At 63.2% G+C, this 26,293-nt stretch carries 26 protein-coding genes; 16 read left to right on the top strand and 10 right to left on the bottom strand.

The features are described 5' to 3' along the window. Nucleotides 1–18 precede the first annotated feature (18 nt). Nucleotides 19–2,691, top strand: coding sequence for a hypothetical protein (locus P0M12_RS05215; RefSeq protein WP_064114461.1), 2,673 nt, complete (start codon nt 19–21; stop codon nt 2,689–2,691). A 6-nt stretch (nt 2,692–2,697) separates the two neighbouring features. Then, the gene (locus P0M12_RS05210) at nt 2,698–3,249 is read left to right on the top strand and encodes a phosphatase PAP2 family protein (protein ID WP_007733495.1); all 552 of its coding nucleotides are present in this window, start codon (nt 2,698–2,700) and stop codon (nt 3,247–3,249) included. Here P0M12_RS05210 and P0M12_RS05205 read toward each other — a convergent pair. Continuing rightward, entirely contained in the window at nt 3,239–4,279 is a 1,041-nt protein-coding gene (locus P0M12_RS05205; protein ID WP_051649549.1) for an iron-siderophore ABC transporter substrate-binding protein, read from the bottom strand. The genes P0M12_RS05210 and P0M12_RS05205 overlap by 11 nt on opposite strands. A gap of 90 nt (nt 4,280–4,369) precedes the next feature. Beyond that, entirely contained in the window at nt 4,370–4,627 is a 258-nt protein-coding gene (locus tag P0M12_RS05200) for a DUF2530 domain-containing protein (protein WP_007733492.1), read from the bottom strand. 102 nt (nt 4,628–4,729) lie between these two features. Here P0M12_RS05200 and P0M12_RS05195 point away from each other — a divergent pair, with 102 nt between their 5' ends. From P0M12_RS05195 to P0M12_RS05185, 3 genes are all read left to right on the top strand, one after another. Further along, nucleotides 4,730–6,184 (top strand): NCS2 family permease, encoded by a 1,455-nt coding sequence (locus P0M12_RS05195; protein WP_277377496.1) that lies wholly within the window; start codon nt 4,730–4,732, stop codon nt 6,182–6,184. 65 nt (nt 6,185–6,249) lie between these two features. Then, nucleotides 6,250–6,681, top strand: coding sequence for a MarR family transcriptional regulator (locus tag P0M12_RS05190; protein WP_003939901.1), 432 nt, complete (start codon nt 6,250–6,252; stop codon nt 6,679–6,681). An 80-nt stretch (nt 6,682–6,761) separates the two neighbouring features. Further along, nucleotides 6,762–8,069: an MFS transporter gene (locus P0M12_RS05185; RefSeq protein ID WP_007733487.1), complete on the top strand. Its 1,308-nt coding sequence runs from the start codon at nt 6,762–6,764 to the stop codon at nt 8,067–8,069. Here the strand turns inward: P0M12_RS05185 and P0M12_RS05180 are convergent. After that, nucleotides 8,053–8,601 carry a hypothetical protein gene (locus tag P0M12_RS05180; protein WP_003940103.1) on the bottom strand — a complete coding sequence of 183 codons (549 nt, stop codon included), beginning with the start codon at nt 8,599–8,601 and terminating at the stop codon, nt 8,053–8,055. The two genes, P0M12_RS05185 and P0M12_RS05180, sit on opposite strands and share 17 nt — an antisense overlap. Before the next feature lie 70 nt (nt 8,602–8,671). Between P0M12_RS05180 and P0M12_RS05175 the strand changes: the two genes are divergently transcribed. The 3 genes from P0M12_RS05175 to P0M12_RS05165 are packed head-to-tail and all read left to right on the top strand — an operon-like array spanning nt 8,672 to nt 10,375. Further along, nucleotides 8,672–9,262, top strand: a complete 591-nt coding sequence (locus tag P0M12_RS05175) for a TetR family transcriptional regulator C-terminal domain-containing protein (protein ID WP_037128521.1) — start codon at nt 8,672–8,674, stop codon at nt 9,260–9,262. Between the two features lie 49 nt (nt 9,263–9,311). Beyond that, the gene (locus P0M12_RS05170) at nt 9,312–10,118 is read left to right on the top strand and encodes an RNA methyltransferase (RefSeq protein ID WP_218747701.1); all 807 of its coding nucleotides are present in this window, start codon (nt 9,312–9,314) and stop codon (nt 10,116–10,118) included. Further along, a complete protein-coding gene (locus P0M12_RS05165) occupies nt 10,115–10,375 on the top strand; it encodes a DUF2537 domain-containing protein (protein ID WP_030535366.1) in 261 nt (86 codons plus the stop codon). Before P0M12_RS05170 ends, P0M12_RS05165 begins: the two co-directional genes overlap by 4 nt. A gap of 20 nt (nt 10,376–10,395) precedes the next feature. Here P0M12_RS05165 and P0M12_RS05160 read toward each other — a convergent pair whose 3' ends face one another. The 4 genes from P0M12_RS05160 to P0M12_RS05145 form a co-directional block, all read right to left on the bottom strand. After that, on the bottom strand, nt 10,396–11,181 hold the full coding sequence (locus P0M12_RS05160) for a hypothetical protein (protein ID WP_042451221.1): 786 nt from the start codon (nt 11,179–11,181) through the stop codon (nt 10,396–10,398). 52 nt (nt 11,182–11,233) lie between these two features. Beyond that, nucleotides 11,234–12,193, bottom strand: a complete 960-nt coding sequence (sepH, locus tag P0M12_RS05155; RefSeq protein WP_058037820.1) for a septation protein SepH — start codon at nt 12,191–12,193, stop codon at nt 11,234–11,236. A 200-nt stretch (nt 12,194–12,393) separates the two neighbouring features. After that, the gene (gene serC / locus P0M12_RS05150; RefSeq protein WP_007733484.1) at nt 12,394–13,515 is read right to left on the bottom strand and encodes a phosphoserine transaminase; all 1,122 of its coding nucleotides are present in this window, start codon (nt 13,513–13,515) and stop codon (nt 12,394–12,396) included. A gap of 63 nt (nt 13,516–13,578) precedes the next feature. Continuing rightward, nucleotides 13,579–14,706, bottom strand: a complete 1,128-nt coding sequence (locus tag P0M12_RS05145; RefSeq protein ID WP_003940025.1) for a citrate synthase 2 — start codon at nt 14,704–14,706, stop codon at nt 13,579–13,581. Between the two features lie 244 nt (nt 14,707–14,950). Here P0M12_RS05145 and pdxH point away from each other — a divergent pair, with 244 nt between their 5' ends. The 5 genes from pdxH to P0M12_RS05120 all read left to right on the top strand — a co-directional run bounded on the left by pdxH (nt 14,951) and on the right by P0M12_RS05120 (nt 20,005). Continuing rightward, the gene (gene pdxH / locus P0M12_RS05140) at nt 14,951–15,664 is read left to right on the top strand and encodes a pyridoxamine 5'-phosphate oxidase (protein WP_007733483.1); all 714 of its coding nucleotides are present in this window, start codon (nt 14,951–14,953) and stop codon (nt 15,662–15,664) included. Further along, a complete protein-coding gene (locus P0M12_RS05135) occupies nt 15,661–16,926 on the top strand; it encodes an MFS transporter (protein WP_209447876.1) in 1,266 nt (421 codons plus the stop codon). Before pdxH ends, P0M12_RS05135 begins: the two co-directional genes overlap by 4 nt. A 41-nt stretch (nt 16,927–16,967) precedes the next feature. Then, a complete protein-coding gene (locus tag P0M12_RS05130) occupies nt 16,968–17,915 on the top strand; it encodes an aldose 1-epimerase family protein (protein ID WP_277377495.1) in 948 nt (315 codons plus the stop codon). A gap of 358 nt (nt 17,916–18,273) precedes the next feature. Next, a complete protein-coding gene (locus tag P0M12_RS05125; protein ID WP_003940509.1) occupies nt 18,274–19,572 on the top strand; it encodes a citrate synthase in 1,299 nt (432 codons plus the stop codon). 70 nt (nt 19,573–19,642) lie between these two features. Continuing rightward, the gene (locus tag P0M12_RS05120) at nt 19,643–20,005 is read left to right on the top strand and encodes an FKBP-type peptidyl-prolyl cis-trans isomerase (protein WP_003940440.1); all 363 of its coding nucleotides are present in this window, start codon (nt 19,643–19,645) and stop codon (nt 20,003–20,005) included. Nucleotides 20,006–20,097: 92 nt separating this feature from the next. On the opposite strand, the gene P0M12_RS05115 is transcribed toward P0M12_RS05120, so the two are convergent. Next, a complete protein-coding gene (locus tag P0M12_RS05115) occupies nt 20,098–20,859 on the bottom strand; it encodes an ABC transporter permease (RefSeq protein WP_007733480.1) in 762 nt (253 codons plus the stop codon). Continuing rightward, nucleotides 20,856–21,809 carry an ATP-binding cassette domain-containing protein gene (locus P0M12_RS05110; RefSeq protein WP_218695916.1) on the bottom strand — a complete coding sequence of 318 codons (954 nt, stop codon included), beginning with the start codon at nt 21,807–21,809 and terminating at the stop codon, nt 20,856–20,858. The genes P0M12_RS05115 and P0M12_RS05110 overlap by 4 nt, the downstream gene beginning before the upstream one ends. Nucleotides 21,810–21,902: 93 nt before the next feature. On the opposite strand from P0M12_RS05110, the gene P0M12_RS05105 reads away from it, so the two are divergent. Then, entirely contained in the window at nt 21,903–22,706 is an 804-nt protein-coding gene (locus P0M12_RS05105) for a TetR/AcrR family transcriptional regulator C-terminal domain-containing protein (protein WP_007733476.1), read from the top strand. Here P0M12_RS05105 and P0M12_RS05100 read toward each other — a convergent pair. Then, the gene (locus P0M12_RS05100; RefSeq protein ID WP_003940094.1) at nt 22,641–23,624 is read right to left on the bottom strand and encodes a sugar-binding domain-containing protein; all 984 of its coding nucleotides are present in this window, start codon (nt 23,622–23,624) and stop codon (nt 22,641–22,643) included. The two genes, P0M12_RS05105 and P0M12_RS05100, sit on opposite strands and share 66 nt — an antisense overlap. A 239-nt stretch (nt 23,625–23,863) precedes the next feature. Here P0M12_RS05100 and P0M12_RS05095 point away from each other — a divergent pair, with 239 nt between their 5' ends. Both P0M12_RS05095 and glpK read left to right on the top strand, forming a co-directional pair. Then, nucleotides 23,864–24,691 carry an MIP/aquaporin family protein gene (locus P0M12_RS05095; protein ID WP_003940085.1) on the top strand — a complete coding sequence of 276 codons (828 nt, stop codon included), beginning with the start codon at nt 23,864–23,866 and terminating at the stop codon, nt 24,689–24,691. 64 nt (nt 24,692–24,755) lie between these two features. Further along, nucleotides 24,756–26,264: a glycerol kinase GlpK gene (glpK, locus tag P0M12_RS05090; protein WP_003939742.1), complete on the top strand. Its 1,509-nt coding sequence runs from the start codon at nt 24,756–24,758 to the stop codon at nt 26,262–26,264. Nucleotides 26,265–26,293: the final 29 nt, after the last annotated feature.

Below are 26,293 nucleotides of genomic sequence, written 5' to 3'. Positions count from 1 at the left end.
TCGGAATCTCCGACGCGATTGCGTGAAGACGCGGCTGCGGAATCCGACCTCGCAAAGGCCGGGTACCGCGACCGTCTGCTCACCGAACTGGCGCAGAACGCTGCCGATGCAGCTGCACGCGAGGGCGTCCAGGGCTCTTTGTGGGTGGATGTGGACGGTCGGACGCTGACGGTGGCGAACACGGGCCGTCCACTGGACGAATCCGGTGTACATGCGCTGACCGCGCTGCGCGCGTCGAACAAGGTCGACGCCGACGAAGGTGTGACGGGACGGTTCGGCGTCGGATTCTCGGCAGTTCTCTCGGTCAGTGACGAGGTGGAACTGCGCTCGTCGACGGGATCGATTCGATTCTCCGCCTCGCACACTCTGCGCGAGATCGAGTCTCGCGAACTCCCCGTGCCGGAAACCGGTGTCCCCGTACTTCGTTTGGTGTGGCCCTCTGGCGAATTGCCGAGCGACGGTGCCGATTCGGAAGTGGTGCTGACGCTTCGGCCGGACGTCGATGCCGCAGCGCTGCTTTCGCAGATGGCACGTGAGGCTGTCGACCTGCTCCTCGAACTCCCAGCTCTCGGATCAATTCGTCTGGGTGAGAAGACTTTTCGGCGATCGGAACGGGTGCTGGATTCCGGCCTCGTCGAGATCGCTATCGGTGATCGCACGTGGTGGCAGTACACCGCGCCGAACGCACGATGGTTGGTGCCCGTCCGCGACGGGGTCGTCGAGCCGGTCGCAGACGACGTCCTGCGGGCGCCGACGCGATCCGACGAGGAACTGTCGATCCCCGCGATCATCATTGCCGACATTGCAATGCAACCCGATCGGCGACGCCTCATGCCCGCTGCACCGATCGCTCCGCTTGCCGAGGGGTACGCGAAGTTCCTTGCTGCACTACCTCCTCGGCAGCGAACGGCACTCGTCCCGATCCCTGCCTTTGCCCGCAGCGAAACCGATTCGCTTCTGCGCGAAGCGCTTCTGAAGGAGCTGCAGGAAAACGAGTGGCTTCCGGTGGTCGGTGAGCCCGACCGCGCGCCGCAGCGAGCGTCCGTGGTGCCCGGGCTCAGTGATGACCTTGCCGAGTTGCTCACCGACATCATCGGTGGCCTGGTTGTCCCCGAGCTCTCCGGCCCCAAGCACGAGCGAGCGCTCGCGGCGGTGTCGACACACCGCATCGGGCTCGCGCGCATCGCCGAACTGCTCAGCGGTTCGGAACGTGAACCCAAGTGGTGGAATCGCCTCTATTCGGCTCTCGAGCCTCTGGTGATCGACACTCTTGCGGTGGAAGAGCTTGGAACACTGCCGGTTCCGCTCTCCGATGGACGGACGGTGACCGGGCCGCGGACCGTCGTCGTCGGCGTCGAACTGGGCGAAGACGCGCCGTCGGTGGAGTGGACGAGGTTGGTTCATCCCGTCGCGGTTCACCCGTTGCTGTCTCGATTGGGAGCGCAGACCGCGAGTGCCACCGACCTGCTGTCCGATCCGGCGCTGCGCGCATTGATCGAAGATGCTGCGGACCAAGATGATTCGGTAGCGACGGAGTTGGCGCAAGTGGTGCTCGGATTGGCGGCCCACGTGGCGCCAGGGGCGCTGCCGTCGTGGATCGGTGAAGTGCTGCTTCCTGATTCGGAAGGCGAATTGCGGTCCGCCGACCAACTTCTGCTTCCGGGAGCTCCCCTTGCAAGCGTCCTGGTCGAGGATTCTCCCTTCGGCATCGTCGACGCTGATTTTGTTCAGCGGGTGGGGGAGCAGGCGCTACGGGTAGTCGGTGTCGGGTGGGGTTTCACGGTGGTCCGTGAGGAATTGCCGTCCGGCCCCGATCACGATCTCGACGCCGAAGACGCATGGTGGGACACCCTCGACGAGGACCCCGAATACATCGAAGCCGTGCGCGATCTCGATCTCGTGGACGAAGACCGCTGGCCGCAGGCGTTGTCGCTGCTGGTCGAGTCGCCGGCGACGCGGGCGCTGCTCACCGACCGTCGTGGATACACGGCGTGGTGGTTGCGTTCGAATGCCGAACTCGGCGGTGAGGTGCTGGGCTTGCTGCGCGCTCCGGGCGATCGCACCTTCGAGGGATTGCTCGATGCTGCCGAACACCCCGACGCCGGATTCTTCTCCGGATTGCTGGCATCGGATACCGTCGACGATCCGGAACTGGCTCAGCTGCTGCTCGATCGGCTTGCCGACCCACTACGGATGCCGGCCTCCGCCGTTGTCGCGCGGACGCACCGACTACTGGGGGAGGCAGCGCAGCGACGGGTTCTCGACCTGGAGGAACTGCACCTGCCGCCGTTCGTGCGAGGCCTTTCCGGCGATCTGGTCGATCCCGGCGACGCCCTTGTTCTCGACCGACCGTGGCTGGGAGCGGCACTGCCTGCACAACGAGTGGTGCTCGGCAGCTTCGAGACGGCCGACGCACTGGCAGATCTGCTCGACGTCGCGACGGCGTCTGCATCCGTTCACGGACGAGTGAGCAGCACCGGCGTCGTGACGACGTGGGCGAACGAACCGCAGGCAGTTCTCGGCTTCGCAGCCCTCGGCCGTGAGGTTCCCGGCGGCGAGGTAGTGATCCATCACGAACTGTCGGTGGAACTGACAGGGGCGGTCGAGACGACGGTGATCGTGCCGTGGTGGGTGGACTCGGACGGCGTTCATCACGTGATGCGTACGTGGACTCTGCCGCAAGGAATGTGAGGGCAGATGTCTTTTGATCAGTGGGTACTCGACAGCGCAGTGAGTCAGCGGACGGCGTGGCTCGTAGACGTCGTCGACGTCATCACCGACAGCGGCGGAACCCTCGCGTCGTGGCTGATCGCGACGCTGCTCACGATCGTGCTTCTGGTTCGGGGACTACGCACCGAAGCTCTGCTGATCGCCGGATCGATGTTGACCGGTCTGCTCGTGATGAGCGGATTGAAGCGCATCTTCACGCGAACCCGTCCACCCCTGCCGGAGCGGTTGATCGAAATCGATTCGTATTCGTTCCCGTCGGGCCACGCGATGATGAGCGCGATCCTCGCGACTTCGGTTGCCGCCGTGATCCTTCGTCTTGCCTTGCCGAGGCTCGCGAAGATGGCAATGCTCGCGAGCCTCGGCCTGTACACGATCGCCGTCGGATTCTCCCGCGTCTACCTGGCTGCCCATTGGATGACCGATGTACTGGCAGGTTGGGCGTTCGGGATGATGTGGGCCGGGGTGTGGATCTGGGGAACCGCGCAGATCAGAAAGCGCCGGGCGCTGGTTACTTCGTGAGCTCGGCGAGTAGTTGGCTCGTGGCCCACGGCAAGCTCAGTGCCGAGCTTGCGGTCAAGGCCGCACCGACCTGCGGAGCCTGATCGTCGTTGACGTAGACGACGCGATTGTCCTTGACCACGTCGAGTTGCTGGAAGCCAGGGTTGTTTCGGACCGCCTGTGCGGCATCGGGATTGCCGATGACAACGAGACGGTCCACGTCGAGAAGATCCAGTCGTTCGGTGGAGATCGGCGCGTAGAACTCACCGTTCATCAAGGCCTCGACCGCGGGAGCAGGTTTGAATCCGAGACTGCCGAGAACCCGTCCGCGGGCGTCCTCGGAGGAGAAGGCGTAGAACTCCGGGGTCGCGTCGACGCTGATGATCACCGCGGTCTGGTCTGCAAATTCCGGGTGAGCGCTTCTGGCGTCGGCGAACTGCTTGTCGATATCGGCGACCAACTTCTCGCCGTCGGCTTCGCGACCCACTGCCTTCGCTGCGGTCTTCGTCGTGATCTGCCACGGAGTTGCGTAGTCGCCGTAGGCCGGATCCTTCGCGACGGTCGGGGCGATCGCGGAAAGTGTGCTGTACAGGTCTTTGTCGATGCTCGAGTAGAGCGCGAGGATCAGGTCGGGCTCGAGCGCAGCGATCTTTTCGACGCTGATCGTGGTTTCGGGATTGCTGCCGACGACGGTCGGTTCGGTTCCGCCCCAAGGGCCGGTGACCCATGGCCACGTGCGGTTGACGTCCGGTTCGCCCGGGTACTGGTTGACCATTCCGACGGGCTTGATGCCCAGAGCCAACAGAGCCTGCTCGTCGTTGTAACCGACGGTGACGATCCGTTGTGGTTCGGAATCGATCGTGGTGCTGCCGAAAGCGTGATCGATCGTGACGGGGAAGGCGCCACCACCGGAACTCGACGAACTACTTGCTGCGTCGTCGTTCGAACTGCAGGAGACGAGTGCTGTGCCGACCAGGGCGACCACAGCAACGGATGTCAGTCTCGTCCAACGTCCTCGGCTTTTCCAACGATTTCGGTGGGAGATCTTCACGGCTACGTGGTTCCTTTCAGCATTGACAAGCTAAGACCGACACGAGAGTGCAGGGTAGGCTTACCATACTGAAAGGGTGAATCGACCTGCTCAGTCGACCAGACCGGCGCCCTGTTGTGCGCCCTTGTCGCCGCGCACAGCTGCGCGTCGTTGAATGGAGAACAGAGCGAAGCCGAGGAAGCCGACTCCGATACCCGCGTAACAGATCGGGAGTGCATCCGACCAACGATCGCCGCTCACCGCGACCACGATCGTGGCGATCACCCACAACGCGGTGCCGATGATCAGTGCCGGCGCGGGTGCGGACAATTTGCCGATCAGGCCTGTTGTGTTGCGAGTCTCCGTCACAAAATTAACGCTACCCGTACCCCGGTGGCCTACTCTCCCTAGTGCGACCGGCTTCATGTGCGCCGGCACACGGCGACCTACAGCGATGGGGAAAGAACAAACATGGCGGCACCCGGCAAGATCCTCGACACCTATTTCAAGATCAGCGAACGAGGGTCGACGATCTCGACCGAGATTCGCGGCGGTGTCGTCACCTTCGTGGCGATGGCCTACATCGTGGTCCTCAACCCCCTGATCCTCGGCAGTTTCTCGGCTGACGACGCTGCAGCGAAGACCGACGTTCTCGGCAACATCCTTCCGGTCAACCAGGTGGCGGCGGTCACCGCTCTGGTTGCGGGCCTGATGAGCATCGTCTTCGGTGTCGTTGCCAACTATCCGTTTGCCATCGCCGCGGGTCTCGGCATCAACAGCCTGCTCGCCGTCACAATCGCACCTCAGGTCACCTGGCCCGAGGCGATGGGCCTGGTGGTCATCGACGGTGTGATCATCGTTCTGTTGGCACTCACCGGTTTCCGAACTGCGGTGTTCAATGCGATTCCCTCGGCATTGAAGTCCGCGATCGCGGCCGGTATCGGCATGTTCATCGCCTTCATCGGACTGGTCGACGCCGGATTCGTCCGCCGTATCCCCGATGCCGCCGGTACGACGGTTCCCGTCGGACTCGGAATCAACGGTTCGATCGCTTCGTGGCCGACCGTGGTGTTCATCTTCGGTGTGCTGCTCATGGGTGTTCTGGTAGTGCGCAAGGTTCGTGGTGGACTGCTGATCGGCATAGTCGTCACGACGATCCTCGCCGCGATCATCGAGGCAGTTGCCGACGTCGGACCCTCGCTCGGAACCAACCCCAAGGGCTGGAACCTCAGCATCCCCGCGATCCCGGAGATGCTCGGTGGTATGCCTGATCTGAGCCTGGTCGGCGACGTCAGCATCTTCGGCGCATTCACCCGCATCGGTGTTCTGGCCGCCAGCCTGCTTGTCTTCACCCTCGTGCTCGCGAATTTCTTCGACGCCATGGGCACGATGACGGGTCTCGGTAAGGAAGCCGGCCTGACCGACAAGGGCGGAAACCTCCCCAACGTCGGTCGCGCGCTTGTCGTCGAAGGCGCGGGCGCGATCGTCGGCGGTGGCGCTTCGGCGTCGTCGAACACCGTGTTCGTGGAATCCGCGTCGGGTATTGCCGAAGGCGCCCGCACGGGCCTGGCAAACGTCGTGACCGGACTGCTCTTCCTCGTCGCGATGTTCCTGACGCCGCTCTACTCCGTCGTGCCGATCGAGGCAGCTGCGCCTGCCCTCGTCGTCGTCGGTGCGCTGATGATCGGGCAGGTCCGAGACATCGATTTCACCAAGTTCTCGGTTGCTCTCCCGGCGTTCCTGACCATGATCGTCATGCCGTTCACCTACTCGATCGCCAACGGCATCGGCGTCGGCTTCATTTCATGGGTGGTCCTGCACGCTGCCAGCGGTGGTATCAAGAAGATCCACCCGTTGCTCTGGATCGTGGCGGCACTTTTTGTGGCCTACTTCACTGTCGGACCCATTACCGACGCCCTTACGTGAAATCAGGGTTGACCGGTATTCGATTACGTGAGCTACCGGCCAGCTCTTGACGTATTGTCTGACGCGTGACCACCGAAACTCGTGCGCTGGCCAGCGATCTTTCCCTGGCTGTAGTGCGTCTCACCAGGCATCTGCGCGGCCGCAGAGTCGACGCTCAGGTATCGCTGACGCAACTGTCCGCCTTGGCGAGCCTGGATCAGTACGGCCCGATGACTCCTGGCGTACTCGCAGCACGTGAGAAAGTGCAGCCGCCGTCGATGACGCGCGTTGTTGCTTCTCTCGCCGAGCTCGGTCTGGTCGAGCGCTCGCCGCATCCCACGGATGGTCGTCAGATCATCGTGAATCTGTCCGACGCCGGGCAGGCGTTGCTCGCGGACGAAACCCATGCGCGTGAGGCGTGGATGAACGAGCAGCTGGCCGGGCTGGGTGGCGAAGAACTCGCGACACTGCGCGGTGCCGTCGAGATCATCACCGAGATGGTCAACAAGACGGAGTAGCTCCGCTACCTAGAGGTCGTTGCCCAAACGAATTACTTGAGGGGCAAGATAGTGGGGTGCCCCGAGACCCCGATTCCGGCATGTTTGCCGCGCTCCACAACCGCAACTACCGCCTTTGGGCTTCCGGACAGATCGTTTCTCTGGTCGGCACGTGGATGCAACGCATCGCCCAGGACTGGCTGGTACTGACGCTCTCGGACGGCAACGCGCTGGCGGTGGGCATCGTCATGGCCTTGCAGTTCGGCCCGACGCTGTTCTTGTCGGTGTGGGGTGGGGTGCTGGCCGATCGGTACGACAAGCGTCGGATCCTGATCTTCACGCAGTGGGCGAGTGCGGTATGCGCACTCGTGTTGGGCCTGCTGGACGTCGGTGGGCTCGTCGCGTTGTGGCATGTCTTCCTGATTGCCTTTGCCCTCGGCTGTGTCTCGGCGCTCGACGCACCCGTGCGTCAATCGTTCACCATCGAAATGGTGGGCAAGGAACACCTGTCCAACGCCATCGCGCTCAACTCCATGACGTTCAACACGGCCCGCATCGTCGGTCCGGCCATCTCGGGTGTGCTGATCAACCTGATCGGAACAGGGTGGGTGTTCCTGCTCAACGTCGCAACATTCGGTGGGGTGCTCATCGCGCTCTACCTGATGAACAAGAAGGAGTTGATCCCGTCGGAACCGGCCCCGCGCACCAAGGGGCAGGTGCGCGACGGGTTCCGATATGTATGGGGCCGCAAGGACCTTCGCGTGATAATGGTGTCGGTCTTCATGGTCTCGACCTTCGGCCTGAACTTCGCGATCAGCCTGGCGGTGATGGCGCGCAACACGTTCGGCCTCGAGGCCGACGGTTACGGATTGCTGTCCACGACGCTCGCCGTGGGCACCCTTGCCGGCGCTGCGTACGCCGCAAGACGGAAGGAAGCGCCGCGGTTGCGGACGTTCCTCGGTGCCGCCGTGGCTTTCGGTGTGTTCGAGGTCGCGGTGGGATTGATGCCCACCTACGCGTTGGTGGCGCTGATGTTGATCCCCACGGGCGCACTGACGTTGACGTTCACGACGTCCGCGATGAACATCCTGCAGATGTCGGTGCCTTCCGAGATGCGCGGGCGGGTGATGGGTATCTACATGCTCAGTTTCCTCGGTGGCACACCGCTGGGAAGCCCGTTGCTGGGTTGGCTCGCCGACTCCGTGGACCCACGTGCGCCCTTGATCGTGGGCGGAGTGATCTCGCTCGTCTCGGGCACTGTGGCCGGGGTGTACCTGCTACGCAGCGAAGGGCTGAAACTTCGTCTTGCGCGACCGGAAGACGGTGGCAGGCTGCCGGTTTTCGTCCTGCGTCCGGTGATCGTATGCGACGCGACCGAACAGGCAGTCGAGGCTAGCCGCGCGCCGTGACCTTCTCACGCTTGGGAAACACCGTGTAGCTCAGGGCGATTGCTCCCCAGATTGCGAGTACCACTGTCAGCTTGCTGATCCATCCGTCGAGGGCTCCAGTGCGGGTGGGGTCGTCGACGAGGAAGATGGCCGCGCCGAGAAGTCCGCACGCGACGGCCCAGGCGATCGCGGCTTTGCCGAACTCGCGCCATTCGCGCAGTGCTCGCGCACTCCCGTACTTGGGTGGTGCGACGGGAGCCGGGCCGCCGGCGAATCGGTAGGCGAACCTGGCGTCGGCCCAGGAGATGAGGCTGTGTCCGAACGCGACGGAGAATCCGATGTAGGCCGCGGCAAGCCCATGGGTGAAGTTTGCCTCGCCACCGCCACGAAGATCGAGGGCTGTGGCGACGAGCAGTACGACATCCACCAGGGGCGCGCAGATGAGCAGTGCGGCGCCCAGCGTTTTGCGGCGCAGTAGATAGCGGGCCGCGAGACCTGCGGCGATGAACACCCAGAACATGATTTCGCACGCGATGATCAAGTGGACGATCATGACATCAGCTCATTTCTAGTACGACTGTGTTAGTGATTGAAAACTAGCACAGCTGTGTTAGTTTTGTGAAGTGGTGAAACGTAGCAGTCCGGATGAGCGGCGTGAAGAGATCGCCGAGGCCGTGTGGCGTGTGATCCGTCGAGACGGTGTGGCGAGCGCCAGCGTCCGGGCGGTCGCGGACGAGGCGAAGATGTCGACGGGGTCGCTACGGCACTTCTTCGCGACGCAGTCCGAACTCTTGCTGTTCGCGATGACGCTCGTGACCGTCCGGGTGGAGGAAAGGATTGCCGGCATCGACTTCGATCCCGACATCCGCCGCGCGATCCGTCAGTTCACCGATCAGTTCGTTCCCCTCGACCAAGATCGGCGTGAAGAAATGCAGGTTTGGGAGGCCTTTGCTGCTGCCGCCCAGACCGATTCGGCGTTGACGGCCGTGCGTGACGAGACAGACCGGACCTTGTTCGAGCACTTTCGTTCGTTCGTGGAAGCGGCGCATCGAGCGGGTTTTCTACGGCCGGGTGCCTCGGTCGACATCGAGGCGATGAGATTGCATGCGCTCGCCGACGGGCTCGCGTCGCACGGCGTCGACAATCCCGAGCGAACCAATCCAGAGGTGATCAGCCAGGTGCTCGACGCGCATTTTGTCACGCTGTTGCGCTAGGTCGGGAGTAGTGGTGGGGGGCTCGCGGTGCGTACGGCACGATAGACCCGTGGTTCACGTCATCGACATCTCAGATCCCGCCGATCCCCGGCTGGATGACTTTCGCGATCTCAACTCTTCGGATCGGCGCCCCGACCTGCCGGAGGGCAAGGGACTGGTCATCGCCGAGGGAGTGTTCGTCACTCAGCGACTGCTGACTTCGCGGTTCGAGCCGATCAGTCTCCTCGGCGTCGAACGACGGCTCCTGGAGCTCGCTGACGATCTCGACGGTGTGGACGTGCCGTTCTACCGTACGAGCGCCGAAGTGATGGCCGAGGTCGTCGGATTTCACCTCAACCGCGGCGTCCTCGCTGCAGCAGCACGCCCGGCACCGCTCGCGATCTCGGACGTGTTGAAGGACGCGAAGACCGTCGTGGTCCTCGAAGGCGTCAACGATCACGAGAATCTCGGCTCGATGTTCCGCAACGCGGCGGGGCTCGGTGTCGATGCAGTTCTGTTCGGGAAGGGTTGTGCCGACCCGCTGTACCGGCGGTCGGTCCGTGTGTCGATGGGGCACGTGCTGCGAGTGCCCTTCGCGCATGTGGCAAAGTGGCCACACGACTTGGATGAGCTGCGTGGCAACGGTTTTCAGCTCATTTCCTTGACTCCGAATCCGGAAGCGGTCACTTTGGCCGAAGCGATGACCGGGGAGAAGGTAGCGCTACTGCTGGGCGCCGAGGGGCCAGGTTTGACCGAACATGCGATGCGGGCCACCGACATTCGTGCCAAGATACCCATGGCGCCCGGCACCGACTCGCTCAACGTCGCGACCGCAGCGGCGATGGCCTTCTACGAACGTGTCAGGACCGGCCGGTGACTCAGGACCGCACGCCCTGGTTCACCGGAATCGCGGTGTCGGTGTTCGCAGCCATGCTCTCGACCAGTGCCGTCGCGGCGTTCTGTGTCGCGCTGGGCAACGTGAACGTGCTCCTGGCGGTTGTCGTCAATGTCATTGCGGTAGGCGGACTTGCGCCGACCGTCTGGCGCTGGCGAGCCGTCCCCGTCTGGCGATGGGTGGTCTACGGCGCGGTAGCCGGCGTACCGCTCGGGTGGATCGCAGCGATAGCCGCGTGAACCTGTGAGGCTGCTCGGCGCTACTTGAAGCCGAAGTACCGAGCGAGGCGGCCGCGCGGCTTGGCCACCGGTGCGTCGTGGATCGGCGGCATGTTTTCGGGCATGGGTACCTCTGTCGGCGCCTGCTCGGGCATCGGCGCGGGGGCTGGGGGTGCAGGTTTGGGTGCCTCGCCGGGTCGGTGAATCTTGAAGCCCCACAGGAGAATCTGCGTTGTGTCGAGTTCGTGTTCTCGCGGCGCGCCGGTGTATCGAAATCCCAGCCACTCGAGGTTGGCGGACTCCGCGAACTGTTGCGGGTGGAACGGAAGTGACTGCGGATCAGGCAGGATCCCGGGCGGGTAACGCAGGGGATGGTTGCCGGCCCAGAATTCCAGTTCCCAGGTCTGTGGGATCCCCAGATTTTCGACGATGTCGATCGGGATGGCACTGAACGAGCGTCGTAGCTCGCCGTCCTCCCACAGTGCAAACGAACCCTGCGCGGTTTCGGGGACGGAGCTGATCAACAGCGTCGAGCCACCCTCTGCCGAAAGGTGCCAGGAATCAGGCAGTTTCGAGGGGACGAAGGTGCTGAGTTCGGAGCTGCAGACGACACTCACTCGACCGTACGCGCCGACGAAGACGTAGCCGGGGCTCACCGTCGCGGCCATCGACAGCGGCTGAGGCCCGAGCGACTCGAACTCCTTGTCCGGGTACAGCGACATGGCGATTTTCAGGGCCTCGGTCTGATCCGGCTGTGGGTACCTGCTCAATTCGGTGCGAGCGTCTGCGCCGCCCAGAAACCAGATCGTCGATACCCGTGCAGCCACCGGCAGCCCTCTCTCCTCAGCCTCGCTCGAAAGAAGAATACTTTCCTTCGGGTCAGCGACCGCTGCTGCGGACCCCGAGGAGTACGTCGTCCCACGAGGGAAGAGCAGGCCGTCCGCGCTTGTCCTTGGTCTGCGTCTGCTGCGGAGCGGTTTTCGGGGTCACATCCGGTGCGGGTTCGGGAACCTCTTCGGTGACGACGGTTTCCGGCTCGACAGCAATCGGTTCGGGCGCCACGATCCGTTCCGCCACCACCGTCCGCTCGGGGACTACTGTGCGCTCGGAAACTGCTGTCCGCTCGGAAACTGCTGTCCGCTCGGAAACTGCTGCGGGCTCGGGCTCGATCTCCGCCACCGGTTCGACGTCGAATCGGGACAGTTCGAGCTGCTGCGGTTCGTTCGAGACCACCGGTACCAGGCCGCGGAGCGGGCGACCGAAGTCGGGATCGATCAAGTCGAATGCCGCGTCGTCGAGTGCGACGATCGTTCCGCCGTGCGCGTCGGGCTGGTAGCGCCAGTGCGCGGCGTTGGTGGTGCGGCCGGCCTGCCACTGCAACTGCGCGACCCACTGATTGTCCTCGTCGCGCCAGGCATCCCAGGTGGCCTCGTCGATACTGTGGCCGCGGGCGCGGAATGCGTGGGTCACGATTTCGGAGAGGGTGGGAACTGTCGGACCGTTGTCGCGCACCGGGTGTCCGCCCTGCGCCATTTCCGCGGCGCGGGAGCGCTCGAGCAGAACGGGGTACGCAAAGCGCTCGACCTTGCTGATGGGGATCTTCGCTTCTTCGGCGACCTGCTCTACGGAAGCACCGGAACGAATGCGCGCCTGAATTTCGCGGGGACGGAGTTGGCTTTCCATTTCGATCTCAATCTGGCCGAGTCGAGCCACGTCTCCGCGGGAAGCTGCACGAAGTTTGTCATCGGCGGGAAGCCGGAATTTCTGGCCGGTTTCAGCATCTGCGCACACCACATGCGATCCATCGGGTTCAAGTCCGATCACTCGAAGCTCTCGCACATTGACCTCCTTATCGCGCCGGCTCGCGACTTTGCGCCGCGCTCAACTGTAATTCATTCGTGACCATGGACTCGGCAGGACACGCAGGGCGAGATGACCTCGGATCCGCCCACCGGTGTGGTAGCTCACAAGGCCTGGCGCAAACGACGCTCGGCCCCCGACGTCATGCCGGGGGCCGAGCGGTGAAGCAAATGTGAAAATCAGCCGAGCTGAGAAACGACCCAGTCGATGCTCTTGGTGAGAGCGGTGACGTCATCGGGGTCGATGGCCGGGAACATGCCGACGCGCAGCTGGTTGCGGCCGAGCTTGCGGTACGGCTCGGTATCGACGATTCCGTTGGCGCGCAGGATCTTTGCCACCTCGGCAGCGTCGACGTCGTCGTTGAAGTCGATGGTGCCGACAACCTGCGAGCGGTGTGCCGGATCAGCGACGAACGGCGTTGCGAACTCACTGGCCTCGGCCCAGTTGTACAGGCGCGAGGACGAATCCGCGGTGCGAGCGGTAGTCCAGTCGAGGCCGCCGTTGCTGTTCATCCACTCGATCTGGTTGGCGAAGAGCAAGAGGGTGGCCAGGGCCGGGGTGTTGTACGTCTGATCCTTGGAGCTGTTGTCCACGGCGATGGGCAGCGAGAGGAAGTCAGGCGTCCAGCGTCCCGAATCCTTGATCTCCGCGACGCGTTCGAGGGCGGCCGGGCTCATCAGCGCGATCCACAGTCCGCCGTCTGCAGCGAAGCACTTCTGCGGAGCGAAGTAGTAGACGTCGGAATCGGCGACATTGACCGGAAGTCCGCCGGCGCCCGAGGTGGCGTCGATGGCGATCAGTGCGTTCTCCGAACCCGCGGGACGCGAGACGGGGATCGACACACCGGTGGAGGTCTCGTTGTGCGCCCAGCCGATGAGATCGACGGACGGGTCGGAGACCGGCACCGGTGCGCTGCCCGGATCGGCGGAAACGACGATCGGGTCACCGATGAACGGGTTGGCCTTGGCGACCGAAGCGAACTTGGAGCTGAATTCGCCGTTGGTCAGGTGCAGCGACTTCTCGCGGATGAGGCCGAATGCGGCCGCATCCCAGAACGCAGTGGTTCCGCCGTTGCCGAGGACGACCTCGTAGCCCTCGGGCAGTGAGAACAGATCGGCGAGGCCGGAACGAATGCTGGCCACAACGTTCTTGACCGGCTTCTGGCGATGGCTGGTGCCGAACACCGAAGCGCCCACCTCGACCAGGGACTGCAGCTGCTCGGGGCGAACCTTGGAAGGACCGCAGCCGAAGCGTCCGTCGGCGGGCTTGAGGTCGGCGGGGATGATCGGTGTGGAGGTCATCGCTTCTTTCTGTTCCTTCACTTGTGTTCTGTACTACCGTGATTGGCGAATTCGAGCGGGGTACTACGCGTGGCTGATCTGGTCCCAGCCCTCGACCGACTCCGGAGTACGGGGCGCCGGGCCGGTGTAGATGGCGGCCGGGCGTACCAGCTTACCGAGACGCTTCTGCTCGAGGATGTGTGCACACCAGCCGGCGGTGCGGCCACAGGTGAACATGGCGGGCATCATGTGCGCGGGAACCTCGGCGAAGTCGAGGATGACGGCGGCCCAGAACTCGACGTTGGTCTCGATCGCGCGATCGGGACGACGCTCACGCAGTTCTGCCAGTGCAGCCTGCTCGAGAGCTGCGGCAGCCTCGTAGCGGGGAGCGTTGAGGCGCTTCGCCGTGGCGCGGAGCACGCGTGCACGGGGATCTTCGGCGCGGTAGACGCGGTGTCCGAAGCCCATGAGCTTTTCCTTGCGGTCGAGGATTCCCTTGACCAGTGCGCGGGCGTCGCCGGTCTTCTCGGTCTCTTCGATCATCGGAAGAACTCGGGCCGGTGCGCCGCCGTGCAGCGGGCCGGACATCGCGCCGATGGCGCCGGAAAGCGAAGCCGCGACGTCGGCGCCCGTGGAGGCGATGACGCGGGCCGTGAAGGTGGAGGCGTTCATGCCGTGCTCGGCTGCCGAGACCCAGTACGCGTCGATTGCCTCGACGTGTGCCGGATCGGGCTCACCCTTCCAGCGAACCATGAAGCGTTCGGTGACGGTCTTGGCCTCGTCGATGCGGCTCTGCGGGACTGCAGGCTGGTAAATGCCGCGAGCGGACTGCGCGACGTACGACAGCGCCATGACGGATGCGCGGGCGAGCTGGTCGCGGGCGGTCTCGTCATCGATGTCGAGGAGCGGCTGGTAGCCCCAGATGGGAGCCAGCATCGCCAGTCCGGCCTGAACGTCGACACGGACGTCGCCGGTGTGAATGGGGAGGGGGAACGGCTCGGCCGGCGGGAGGCCGGGGCCGAAGCGGCCGTCGACGAGAAGGGCCCATACGTTGCCGAAGGTGACCCTCTGGCCGACCAGGTCTTCGATGTCGACTCCGCGGTAGCGCAGTGCGCCGCCGTCCTTGTCGGGTTCTGCGATATCGCTGGTGAAGGCGACGACGCCTTCGAGTCCGCTCACAAAATCGTCCGGTATTGCTGCGCTCGCTGCCATTCTCGTGGACTCTCCTCGTTCGAGTGCGCCAGGTCTACAGTCGCACTGCCTCAGCTTCAGTGACTGCGCCTCGGTGCTCGCAGGGATGAGCACGCACCGTGTTTTGTACTGCGCAATCGTCTCGTCCCGATTCGGCGCTGTCGCTGGTGCGGCTCGCGGTCCGGGTCGGGTCTAGCCACGGCAAACTTTAGCGCGTGCCGCGTAGCCGTTGGCCAGTGAGTACCCGGGAGTAGCGTTCTCGGCTGTGTCGAATGAACGTCAGGACCCGCAGGCGGTGGACAACGAACTCGCGGCCATGCGTGTGGGCTATCCGCAAGCAGGCAGCGAATCGGAGTCCGTCGAGGACCGCATGAGTGCGGAATTGGATACTTCGGTTGTCGAAACCGGTTGGCTGCCCCTCATGCGCCAATGGCTCGTGGACGCCGTCGAAGCTGACGCGCCGGAGCCCAACGCCATGACTCTGTCGACGGTGGACGACGGTGGCCGTCCGGCGTCGCGCACCGTGCTCTGCAAAGGGCTCAGCGAGGACGGCGTCCTCTTCTTCACCAACTACGGATCCGACAAGGCTCGTCACCTCGACGCCCACCCGTACGCGTCGGCGAACTTCACGTGGCTGACCCTTGCCAGGCAGGTGATCGTCCGCGGCACCACCGAGCGGGTGAGTGCTCAACTGACGCAGGAGTATTGGCGAACCAGGCCTCGAGGTTCACAGCTCGGCGCGTGGGCGTCGTCGCAGTCTCGTCCGATCGACTCGCGAGCCGATCTCGACGAGCAACTGCGTGAGGTCGCTGCTCGATTCGGCGTGGACGGTGAGATTCCGGTGCCACCGAACTGGGGCGGGATTCTGATTCGGCCCGAGTCCGTCGAGTTCTGGCAAGGACGCGCGAACCGCATGCACAATCGAGTTCGCACGAGCCTGGTCGACGGACAGTGGTCCGCCGTCCGTCTCCAGCCGTGAGCCGGCTACTCGCGGACACGACTCCGCTCGAGAATCGCGACTATCGACGGCTGTGGACGGCCGGCATCGTCACCGTCATCGGCGCTCAGCTCAGCGTGGTCGCCGTACCGCAACAGGTGTACGAGATCACCCGAAGCTCGGCCTACGTCGGTCTGACGGGAATCTTCGGTCTGGTCCCGCTGGTCGTTTTCGGTCTGTGGGGCGGCGCACTGGCCGACGTCATGGATCGACGACGGCTGTTGATGATCACCTCGATCGGACTCGGCGTCACGTCGGTGCTGTTCTGGATCCAGGCTGCCCTGAACGTGAACAACGTGTGGTTGGTGCTCGGATTGTTCTCGGTTCAACAGGCGTTCTTCGCGGTGAACCAGCCGACGCGAGCGGCGATCATCCCTCGGTTGATTCCGGGTAGGCAGTTACCGGCCGCGAACTCGCTGAACATGACTGTCGTGCAGTTCGGTGCGATAGCCGGCCCGCTACTGGCGGGTGTCCTCATACCGTCGGCCGGTCTGCAACTGCTGTACCTGCTCGACTCGATCTTTCTTCTCGCCACACTGTGGGCGGTATGGAAGCTCCCGGCGATTCCGCCGACCGGAACGTCTCGGCGGGCCGGATTGAGCGAGGTCCTCGGCGGTTTCACGTATCTCGCGACGCAGAAGGTTCTGCTCGCGTCGTTTGTGGTGGACATCATCGCGATGGTGTTCGGGATGTCGCGAGCACTGTTCCCGGAGATCGCTCACGAATCCTTCGGTGACCCCGCCAGCGGCGGTTTTGCGCTGGGACTGCTGTTCGCGGCGATGTCGGTGGGAGCCGTTCTGGGCGGAGTCTTCTCGGGTTGGTTGCCACGGGTTCAGTACCAGGGGCAAGCCGTTCTGGTCTGCATCGCGCTGTGGGGGCTGTCCATGGTCGGCTTCGGCGTTGCCGTGTACTTCGCGAGTCCCGGTTCCAGTGTGATTCTGCTCTGGGTGGCGGTCGCATTCCTGGCATTCGGCGGAGCCGTCGACATGGTCTCGGCGGCTTTCCGCAGCACGATGCTCCAGCAAGTGGCAACCGACGACATGCGCGGACGACTGCAGGGCGTGTTCATCGTGGTCGTGGCAGGTGGTCCGCGTATCGGTGACGTGCTGCACGGCGGTGCAGCCTTCCTGTTCGGGACCGGTGTCGCGGCAGCGGGCGGCGGCTTCCTGGTGATTGTCGGTGTTGTCCTTTCTGCCCTCGCATTCCCGGCATTCGTTCGCTACAAGGTGGGACGCGCCGTCTGACGTCCTGGTTAACCGGTCGCTCGTGGTGGAAACTCGTACGTATGACTGCGCCGCACAGCACGGGTAGGGGAGGGTTCGAGATCCGTGGTGGAGGCTATCGAGCCGAGATCGCCGCGGCCGGTGCCGGGTTGCGGCTACTCGATCACGAAGGACCGAACGGTCAGCGCACGCTGACCGAGACCTGGGCACTCGGATCGAAGCCACCGCTGTCGGCCGGATTGGTTCTCGCGCCGTGGCCCAACCGAATTCGCGACGGGCACTTCATGTTCGACGGGATCGAGCATCAACTCGAGATCACCGAACCTGCGCTGGGGAACGCGAGCCACGGGTTCGTCCGGCGTCGCAATTGGAGCCTCGTGGACCACACGTACGAGCGCGTCGAACTGTCGGTCGACGTGGGACTTCACAAGGGTTGGCCCTATCCGTTGCAGCTGTCGGTCGCCTACGAGGTCGGTGCCGACGGACTGACCGTCACGCACACGGCCACGAACAAGGGTGCGACCTCGTCGCCGTTCGGGCTCGGAATGCACACCTTCATTCGCGCCGGCGACTTTCCGCTCGACGAATGTGCTCTGCATCTGGCAGCAGGCACGCGGTTGCCGATCGATCCGGCGAGGATGCTGCCGAACGCGTATTCGCAGGCAGTCGCCGGTACGGACTACGACTTCCGGACACCGAGACTGCTTGCCGGGGTGCAGTTGGACACTCCGTACAGCGCATTGGACGTCGTCGACGGCAGTGGTCGCACGCAACACGAGCTGCTGGCTCCGGATGGAACGGGCACTGCCCTGTGGACCAACCGCGAGTTCCCGTGGATTCAGGCCTTCATCGCAGATCCCGCCAACGACAAGGGGTATCCCGATCGCGGCCGCGCATTGGCTTTGGAGCCGATGACCTGCCCGCCTGACGCCTTCAACTCGGGCATCGATCTCCTGGTGCTTCATCCGGGTCAGACCTGGACGGGTAGCTGGGGCATCAAGGCGCTGTGATCCGGCTCTCATACCGTGGGATCGTGTAACACCAGGTAGGCATCAGCCGATAACAATCGGTTTTCGGTACCCCGTGTCAGTGGTCCGGAAGGTCCGACGTTGCTCCCGTTCTCGAATTGCAGCCGAGATTTGCAGATCAGTGTGGGTAAATGCGCGATTCCGTAGACTGGAGTACCGGTCACGCGAATGGGAAAGCCCAGACTGGAACATGTTTCAGTTTCGGTGGGTATGTCGGGTTCGTGAGTACCCGAAAAATAGCCGTGGAGCGACCCTCCTTCGGCACGATCTCTCCCGTGCGACTAGTTTCTAGTTGATCGCATGTAGTTACTCGTTGGTTCGAGCTTGAGAGGGATCCTTCGTGCCCGCTGACAATGACACAAAGCCCACGCTTACTTACCCCGGTGGTGAGTACACGATGTCCATTGCCAGGGCAACAGAGGGCAATGACGGCATCGAGCTGGGAAAGCTGCTGGCCACAACGGGGTACACCACCCTTGACCCCGGTTTTGTGAACACTGCATCCACCAGTTCTGCAATCACGTACATCGACGGTGAGAAGGGAATCCTGCGTTACCGCGGATATCCCATCGAGCAGTTGGCAGGTAAGTCGACGTTCATCGAGGTCAGCTACCTGCTGATCTACGGCGAACTGCCGACCGACGCCCAGCTCGAGTCCTTCACGGACCGCATCCGTCGACACACCCTGCTTCACGAGGACCTCAAGCGGTTCTTCGACGGATTCCCGCGCAACGCTCACCCGATGCCGGTTCTCTCGTCCGCAGTGAACGCATTGTCGGCGTACTACCAGGATTCGCTCGATCCCGAGGATCCGGAGCAGGTGGAACTGTCCACCATCCGTCTTCTCGCGAAGCTGCCGACCATCGCTGCGTACGCGTACAAGAAGTCCGTCGGACAGCCGTTCCTGTACCCGGACAACTCGTTGAACCTGGTCGAGAACTTCATGCGTATGACGTTCGGCTTCCCCGCCGAGCCGTACCAGGGTGATCCCGAGGTCGCCAAGGCACTCGACATGCTGCTGATCCTGCACGCCGACCACGAGCAGAACTGCTCCACGTCGACCGTGCGCATGGTCGGCTCGTCGGACGCCAACCTGTTCACCTCCGTCTCGGCCGGCATCAACGCACTGTGGGGTCCGCTGCACGGCGGCGCCAACCAGGCAGTGCTCGAGATGCTCGACGAGATCAAGGCCAGCGGCAGCACCGCAGCCGAGTTCGTCCGCAAGGTCAAGAACAAGGAAGACGGCGTGAAGCTCATGGGCTTCGGGCACCGCGTCTACCGCAACTACGATCCGCGCGCTGCGCTGGTCCGCGAAACCGCGCACACCATCCTCGCCAAGCTCGGCGGCGACGACGAACTGCTCAACATCGCAATGCAACTCGAAGAGGCCGCCCTCACGGACGACTACTTCATCGAGCGCAAGCTCTACCCGAACGTCGACTTCTACACCGGCCTCATCTACCGCGCGATGGGCTTCCCGCCGCGCATGTTCACGGTGCTGTTCGCCATGGGCCGTCTGCCCGGCTGGATTGCGCACTGGCGTGAAATGCACGAGGATCCGGCTACGAAGATCGGCCGCCCGCGCCAGATCTACACCGGCTACACCGAGCGTGACTACAGAGACATCACGTCCCGCTGACGCGTGACCTAGCGATATCACCACCCGCTAGTCTTCTGTACCCAACATTTCGCCTCAACGAGGAGGACCCATGAGTAGCAAGCCCGTAATCGAGTTCCAGGAAGGCCCCGCGCCGACCGATCTGGTCATCAAGGATCTGGTTGTCGGAGAAGGCGCCGAAGCCGTTCCCGGTGGCACCGTCGACGTTCACTACGTCGGTGTCGAGTTCGAGTCCGGCGAAGAGTTCGACTCTTCCTGGAGCCGTGGCGAGTCCATTCAGTTCCCGCTTCGTGGCCTGATCAAGGGCTGGCAGGACGGCATCCCGGGCATGAAGGTCGGCGGACGCCGTCAGCTCACCATTCCGCCGGAGCTGGCATACGGCCCCGCCGGTGCAGGGCACCAGCTTTCCGGCAAGACCTTGGTCTTCGTGATCGATCTGCTGGACGCCAAGTAATCCACTGTGCGCCTTTATTAACCCCCCGCGGTTAATAAAGGCGCACAGCACAAGCAGCCCCGCACCGTCAGGTGTGGGGCTTTCTTGTGTGGTCAGCTCGCGGTCTTTCGTCGGTAGAGCCAGTTGGACCACACGAATCCCACGGCGGCGATGCCCAGGCACCACGCGAGGGCGATGGCCGCGCTGTTCCCGATCGGCGTGCCCATCAGGAGTCCGCGCACAGTCTCGATGATCGGAGTCACCGGTTGGTGCCGGGCAAACCCCTGCAGCCAGGACGGCATGGTCTCAGCCGGTACGAAAGCAGTGCTGACGTAGGGCAGGAACATGATGGCGAAGGTGAATCCGCTTGCAGCCTCCGGGTTCTTGGCCAAGAGTCCCAAAGCTGTCGAGAGGTACGACATGGCAAAGACGAAGGCGACGATCACAGCGGCGACGCCGAGCCAGCGCAACGGATCGCTGGTCGGGCGAAATCCCATGATCAGCGCAACCACGACCACGATCGCCGTAGTCAGGACGTTGCGGACGACGCTGGCCAGTACATGACCGGTCAGGACCGACGGCGGAGATATCGCCAAGGTCCGGAAACGGTCGATGATCCCGTCCTTCATGTCGCTCGAGACGCTGACCGCGGTGGTCGAGGCGCCGAAACCGGCGCACAGAAGGATGATTCCGGGCACTACGTAGTCGATGTACTCGCTACCGGTGTTGATGGCGCCGCCGAAGACGTAGACGAACAGCAGCATGAGCATGACCGGAAGGGCTATCGCGGTGATCATCGAATCCGGACTGCGCAGAACGTGTTTGAGATTCCGGCGGAGCATCACCGCGGAATCGATTGCAATGGTGGAGGTCATCGAACGCTCGCAATCTCGGGTTGGCCTGATCCGGTGAGCGCGAAGAACACGTCGTCCAGATCCGGAGTGTGAACGGAGAACTTCTCGACGGTGATCGACGGATCGTCGATCGAGTCGAGGATCGCTTTGATCGACGGAACTGCCCCGTCGGAAGGGATGTGCAGGGTCAAGGTCTCGGCATTCGAATGCGCCTGCGGCAGTGACGCCGCGGCGAGTTCGAGTTGGGCCAGGTTCTCGAATTGCAGTGCGACGTGGCCGCCGGGAACAAGGCGTTTGAGTTCGTCCGGTGTTCCCTCGGCGACGATGCGGCCGCCGCTCAGCACGCCGACCGTATCGGCCAATTCGTCTGCCTCGTCGAGGTATTGGGTGGTGAGGAAGATGGTGACGCCTGACGCTGTGAGTCCTCGAACGATCGACCACATGTCGTGGCGGCTTCGCGGGTCCAGGCCGGTGGTGGGTTCGTCGAGAAAGACGACGTCCGGTCGGGCGACGAGGCTCATTGCGATGTCGAGTCGTCTGAGCATGCCGCCCGAGTAGTTGCCGGCGCGTTTGTCGCCGAAGTCCGTCAAAACGAACTGGTCGAGCAATTCCTCGGCACGGCGACGGGAGTTCTTCCGGCCCAGGTGATTCAGTTCGCCCAGTAGGGTGAGGTTCTCGAATCCGGTCAGCAAGGTGTCGACGGCTGCGTACTGCCCGGTCACGCTGATGCGCCGCCGAACGTTCTGTGGATCTCCGGGCAGTGAATGCCCCGCGACCATGACCTCGCCTCCGTCGAAGGGGATGAGGGTGGTGAGAATTCTTACGGCCGTGGTCTTTCCGGCGCCGTTTGCGCCGAGGAGGGCGTACACCGATCCGGCCGAGACCGCCAGGTCGAGTCCAGCCAGTACCTGTTGATCGCCGTAGTGCTTACGGAGTCCGCGGACCGAGATTGCGGGGATCGTTCCTGACATCGAGACCTCCAAGTAAGAACTGTGTATGTCATAAACTCGTGTTTATAGCGTACACAGTTCTAGGATGATGGCAAGAGTGAAGAGTGGGAGCTTATGGATCGCGGAGCGCTACCGAGAGCAGTTGAACTGGCCTGGGGACTGGACCAGCCGGGAACGCGGGGTCCGAAGAAGGGGCTCAGTCTCGAGCAAATTCTCGACACCGCGATCGAATTGGCCGACGCAGAAGGCGTCACCGCTCTGTCGATGGGCCGCGTGGCCAAAGCGCTCGGGTTCACGACCATGTCGCTCTACCGCTACGTGGCAAGCAAAGACGAACTGATCGAACTGATTTCGGATCGGGTGATCGGGCCGCCGCCGGTGATTCCCGACGGCGTGACCTGGCGCGTCAAGCTCGAGGCGTGGGCGAATCAGGAGTACGCCACGATGCTGAGTCGACCGTGGTGGCTCAAGCTGCCCATCACGGCTCCACCGACCGGGCCCAACAACATGGCGTGGCTCGACGCGGGTCTGAGCGCCCTCGACGGGGTCGCCCTGAGTGCCGCGTCGAAGTTCCAGGTGGTGACCAACGTGTCGTTGTTCGTCATCGGCCGCGCTCGATTCTCGGCTGACCTGGCGTCTCGTTCAGCGCAGTCGGCAGACGACGACGTCGCATACGGCGCTCTCATTGCTCGTGTCATCAATCGGGAGGGATTCCCCTACCTGAGTGCCGCAATCGAGGAAGGCGGCTTCGAGGACGGCAGCCCGGAGGGTGAGGCCGCCGGTGACGATGCCTTCGATTTCAGTTTCTCGCTTGGCTTACTTCTCGACGGAATCGAGAAGCTGGTGCAGCGGTCAGGACACCAGCGCGGTGGCGCTGACGTCGTCGATGATCAGATCGGTGATCAGCCCGCCCCGTAGTGCTCCCTCCAGGGCCGGCAGTTTTGCTGTTCCGGCGACGATGCACACGCGCCTGGCGACCTTCTCGAAAAGGTCCAGTCGCGGGCCGCTCGCGCGCTCGTTGAGTTCGATTTCGCGGTAGCTCCCGTCCGATCGGAAGAAGACGGTTGCGATGTCGCCGACCACTCCGTCGCGTCGAAGTGCTTCTGCTTCATCGGGTTCGAGGTATCCAGCGGTGTAGACGTGACTCGGTACGTTGCCGCCCGGTACGCCGATGCTGAAGACTGCCAGGTCCATTCGCTTCTGCATGTCCAAGACGCGTTTGATGCTTCGTTCGCGCCACAGTTGCTCCCGGGTTTCCGGGTAGTCGAAGAAGGCAGGCACCGGAAATCCTTGTGGCAGAGCACCGTAGGCGTCGGCGATGGTTCTGATGATGTCGCTGGCGTAAGAGATTCCGGTGGTGCGAGTATTCGCGGCGCCGTTGAGTTGCACGACGTACGAGTTGTACGTGCGTTTGGGGGCAAGGTGCTTGCTGACTTCACTGAGAGTGGTTCCCCAGGCGATCCCCATCACCATGTCGCTGTCGAAGAACGACGCCAGCAGGCGTCCGGCAAAGGTTGCGACCTTTTCGAGTCGCTCGAGATCTCCCACCAGTTCCGGCACGGTCACCACGTGGGCGCGCACTCCGTACCGTTCCGAGAACTCGCGTTCGATGCGAGGAGCCTGGCCGTGCGGGGTGCTGATCTTGATCTCGACGAGACCCGAGGTGCGCGCGTAGGTGATCAATCGGGAGACGGTGGATCGGGACACCCCCATGTCGCGGCCGATGGCAGCCATCGTCTGGTCCTGGAAGTAGTAGAGGCGTGCGGCCTGAACTGCGTCGGCGATGCGCGGGTCCGCCGGATCGGAGGTAGCGGAGTCCGAAGTGGGAGTTTCCATGGGTTCGTCCTGTCTGCACGTACGTGCAAGAGCATTGAACCGAATCTTATCCGAGTAGGCCCAGGCTGAGGCGCTCGATCACGCAAAGTCCCAGAAGTGTGTCTGTTACCCGCGTTACGGTGCGCAAATGGGGCATTTGCACATATGTGCACGAGCTATGCGTGAATGTGCAAACGGCCTTACGCTACGGGTGCAGCAATCCAAACTATGACATGCATCACAACGAAGTGAGGGTGGGGATGGAGAAAGCCAAGCGATTAGGGCTTCCAGGCGAGTTGGCAGCCGAGTTCGCCGGAACGATGATCTTGATCTTGTTCGGCGTCGGAGTTGTGGCGCAGGTTGTGTCCGGCGGGAGCGGTGGGGGTCTCGGCGGACACGACAGTATCGCGTGGGCCTGGGGACTCGGCGTCATGTTCGGCATCTATGTCGCAGGCCGGGTGACGGGTGCTCATCTGAACCCCGCAGTGACCTTCGCCTTTGCGATCTTCCGGGGATTCTCCTGGCGCAAGGTCCTGCCCTACACGCTGGCGCAGACCGCTGGAGCCTTTGTCGCGGCCCTGATCGTCCGGTGGAATTACAACGACATGCTCAATGCCATCGATCCCGGACACACAACGGCGACTCAGACGATCTTCTCGACGATGCCCGGAAACGGAACGCTCCCGGTCAGTCTGGGATCAGCGCTGATAGATCAGATCATCGGCACGGCGATCCTGTTGTTCCTCATCGTTGCGGTGACCGATACTCGGGGAACTCCGCCGCTCGCGAATCTTGCGCCCTTCGTCGTCGGTTTGATCGTGGTGGCAATCGGATTCGCATGGGCGACCAACGCGGGTTACGCCATCAATCCGGCCCGTGACTTCGGTCCGCGGCTGGCGTCGTATCTCACCGGTTACGGCAGCGCCTGGCGAGATCAGTACGGGAGCCTGTATTTCTGGGTGCCCATCGTGGGGCCGCTGATCGGCGCTCCGATCGGGGTGTTCCTCTACGACAAGCTGATTGGTCGATTCCTGCCTGACGAGTCGGTGGAGAAGGCAGCCGAGGAGCCGGCCACGATACCGGCCTGATGGCGAATCATCATCTCTGACAGTAAATCTTTCGCACTTTCTTCGACACCAAAGGGGTAGCACGATGGCGCAGTTCGTAGCCGCGATAGACCAGGGAACCACCTCCACGCGATGCATGATCTTCGATCACAGTGGGCACGTAGTCGCTGTCGAACAGCACGAGCACACACAGATCTTTCCGCAGGCAGGCTGGGTCGAACACGATCCGATCGAAATTTGGGACAACGTCCGCAACGTCACCGCGGGCGCCTTGGCCAACGCAGATCTGACCGCGGCCGACATCGCATCCGTCGGCATCACCAATCAACGTGAGACGGCAGTGGTCTGGGAACGAGCAACCGGAAAGCCCGTTTACAACGCCATCGTCTGGCAGGACACACGCACTGATCGAATCTGTACTGCACTCGCCGGCGAAGACGGCCCCAGGAAGTACACCGAAGTCACCGGATTGCCGTTGGCCACGTACTTTTCGGGCCCCAAGGTCAAGTGGATTCTCGACAACGTCGAGGGCGCGCGTGAGAAGGCCGAAGCAGGCGAGTTGTGCTTCGGCACGATGGACACCTGGGTGCTGTGGAACATGACCGGCGGCGTCGACGGCGGAGTGCACGCTACCGACCCCACCAACGCGTCGCGCACTCTGTTGATGGATCTCGACACTCTCGCTTGGGATTCGGCGATCTGCGCCGACATGGGCATCCCCGAATCGATGCTCCCCGAGATTCGCAGCTCGTCCGAAACTTTCGGATTCGTGCGCGAACGCGGAACGTTGTCCGGCGTGCCGATCGCCGGAATCCTCGGCGATCAGCAAGCAGCGACTTTCGGTCAGGCCTGCCTCTCGCCCGGAGAAGCGAAGAACACCTACGGAACCGGCAACTTCGTGCTCCTCAACACCGGCACCGAAAAGGTGATGAGCAAGAACGGCTTGTTGACGACGGTCTGTTACAAGATCGGTGAGCAGCCAACGGTTTACGCACTGGAAGGATCGATCGCCGTGACCGGTTCGCTGGTCCAGTGGCTTCGAGACAACCTCGGCATGATCGACAACGCGGCCGACATCGAGGTGAACGCGCGCTCTGTGGACGACAACGGTGGCGCGTACTTCGTGCCCGCGTTCTCGGGCCTGTTTGCACCGCATTGGCGCGCGGATGCACGCGGTGCAATCGTCGGTCTGACAAGGTTCGTGAACAAGGGGCACCTTGCCCGGGCGGTGCTCGAAGCGACTGCGTACCAGAGTCGTGAGGTGATCGAGGCGATGAACCTCGACTCGGGTGTCGACTTGAAGGTTCTCAAGGTCGACGGCGGAATGGTCGCGAACGAACTCCTCATGCAATTCCAGGCCGATCTGCTCGACGTCGAGGTGATCCGCCCTGTCGTTGCGGAGACCACGGCATTGGGCGCTGCGTACGCCGCTGGTCTCGCGGTCGGGTACTGGGAGAGCGAGGACGACATTCGCAGCAACTGGGCGAAGGACAAGAGCTGGACGCCGTCGATGGATTCGGCCGAGCGTGAGCGCCTGTATGCAGGCTGGCAGAAAGCCGTCACTCGGACACTCGACTGGGTCGACGCAGACTGATCGCGGCGCCCCCATTTCTACCTATTTTC

Source organism: Rhodococcus sp. RCBS9 (assembly GCF_029457415.1).
Lineage (GTDB): Bacteria > Actinomycetota > Actinomycetes > Mycobacteriales > Mycobacteriaceae > Rhodococcus_F > Rhodococcus_F qingshengii.
This window is presented reverse-complemented; position numbering and strand designations above follow the sequence as displayed.

Excerpts from the sequence above, each read along its gene's own strand:
- P0M12_RS05095 (WP_003940085.1), top strand. The coding sequence starts at position 23,864 with ATGGAGAAAGCCAAGCGATTAGGGCTTCCAGGCGAGTTGGCAGCCGAG.
- P0M12_RS05130 (WP_277377495.1), top strand. The coding sequence starts at position 16,968 with ATGACTGCGCCGCACAGCACGGGTAGGGGAGGGTTCGAGATCCGTGGT.
- P0M12_RS05195 (WP_277377496.1), top strand. The coding sequence starts at position 4,730 with ATGGCGGCACCCGGCAAGATCCTCGACACCTATTTCAAGATCAGCGAA.
- P0M12_RS05110 (WP_218695916.1), bottom strand. The coding sequence starts at position 21,809 with ATGTCAGGAACGATCCCCGCAATCTCGGTCCGCGGACTCCGTAAGCAC.
- P0M12_RS05210 (WP_007733495.1), top strand. The coding sequence starts at position 2,698 with ATGTCTTTTGATCAGTGGGTACTCGACAGCGCAGTGAGTCAGCGGACG.
- P0M12_RS05115 (WP_007733480.1), bottom strand. The coding sequence starts at position 20,859 with ATGACCTCCACCATTGCAATCGATTCCGCGGTGATGCTCCGCCGGAAT.
- P0M12_RS05105 (WP_007733476.1), top strand. The coding sequence starts at position 21,903 with ATGGATCGCGGAGCGCTACCGAGAGCAGTTGAACTGGCCTGGGGACTG.
- serC (WP_007733484.1), bottom strand. The coding sequence starts at position 13,515 with ATGACCTCCACACCGATCATCCCCGCCGACCTCAAGCCCGCCGACGGA.
- P0M12_RS05185 (WP_007733487.1), top strand. The coding sequence starts at position 6,762 with ATGTTTGCCGCGCTCCACAACCGCAACTACCGCCTTTGGGCTTCCGGA.
- P0M12_RS05100 (WP_003940094.1), bottom strand. The coding sequence starts at position 23,624 with ATGGAAACTCCCACTTCGGACTCCGCTACCTCCGATCCGGCGGACCCG.
- P0M12_RS05120 (WP_003940440.1), top strand. The coding sequence starts at position 19,643 with ATGAGTAGCAAGCCCGTAATCGAGTTCCAGGAAGGCCCCGCGCCGACC.
- P0M12_RS05145 (WP_003940025.1), bottom strand. The coding sequence starts at position 14,706 with ATGGCAGCGAGCGCAGCAATACCGGACGATTTTGTGAGCGGACTCGAA.
- glpK (WP_003939742.1), top strand. The coding sequence starts at position 24,756 with ATGGCGCAGTTCGTAGCCGCGATAGACCAGGGAACCACCTCCACGCGA.
- P0M12_RS05180 (WP_003940103.1), bottom strand. The coding sequence starts at position 8,601 with ATGATCGTCCACTTGATCATCGCGTGCGAAATCATGTTCTGGGTGTTC.